We start from the raw sequence: 1042 nt of genomic DNA, 5'->3' as shown, positions 1-1042 counted from the left end.
GGAGGCGGCGAACGACCAGGAGCAGGCGACCCACCTGGCCCCCGTCCTGCACCAGGATCCGGGTGCGGTAGACCGCGGGGACCTCGCGCAGCAGGGCGTCGGTGCGTGCGCGGTCCAGGCGGACGGTCACCTCGCGCAGGTCGGCGGCGGTGTTGGAGCCGTCGCCGTCCACCGGCAGCGGCCGGGCGCAGGCCCGGGCGGCGGCCGCCCAGTGGGCGCGCTGCCCGTCGAAGCCGCCGGCCGCGGTGTGCTCGGCCAGTCGGCCGGCCCACTCCCGGACGGAGCTGGTGCGGGCGGGCAGCCGCAGCGGGCGGCCCTCGACGGCCTGCCGGTAGGCGGTCTCCAGGTCCTCCAGCAGCACCCGCCAGGAGACGCCGTCGACCACCAGGTGGTGGACGGCCAGCAGCAGCCGGGCGGGCCGGGTGCCGTCGGCGGCGGCCGTCGGGGTGGGAACCAGCAGCCGGGCGGTGAGCAGCGGGCCGCCGTCCAGCCGGAAGGAGGCGTGGGCGGCCGCGGTCACGGCGGCCTCGTCGGCCTGGTCGTGGACCTCCAGCAGCTCGGGCGCGGTCTCCTCGGCGGGGGCGACGTGCTGCTGCCAGCCGCCGTCCGCGGTACGGACGAAGCGGGCGCGCAGCGCGTCGTGGTGGGCCCACAGGGCGGCCAGGGCGCGGCGCAGGGCCCGCGGGTCGACGGCGCCGGGGGCCTGGACCACCACGGACTGGTCGAACTCCGCCGCGTACGGCGGGTTCGGGTCGAGGAACCAGTGCTGGACCGGCGTCAGGGGGACCTCGCCGCTGACCGGTTCGGTGCCCGCGACGGTGACGGCGCTGCCGGCGGCCGCGGCCAGGGCGGCGACGGTGGGGTGGCGGAACAGGTCGCGCGGGGAGAGCGCGAGCCCGGCGGCGCGGGCCCGGGAGACGACCTGGATGCTCAGGATGGAGTCGCCGCCGAGCAGGAAGAAGTCGTCGTCCAGGCCGACCTCCTCGACCCCGAGCAGCTCCGCCCAGATCGCGGCGAGCAGCCGCTCGCGCTCGGTGCCGGG

Annotated in this window: 1 protein-coding gene; it reads right to left on the bottom strand. The window is 78.4% G+C overall.

The window, feature by feature from the left end; all coding sequences use genetic code 11:
- Positions 1-1042 (bottom strand): condensation domain-containing protein (locus tag ABZW03_RS41260; RefSeq protein WP_355270064.1); only part of this gene is annotated, 1042 nt, incomplete at both ends.

Origin of the sequence: Kitasatospora sp. NPDC004799, assembly GCF_040609095.1 — a bacterium.
Taxonomy (GTDB): Bacteria; Actinomycetota; Actinomycetes; order Streptomycetales; family Streptomycetaceae; genus Kitasatospora.
Note: the sequence above shows the minus strand (reverse complement) of the source record. Positions and strands in the feature narration are given on the sequence as shown.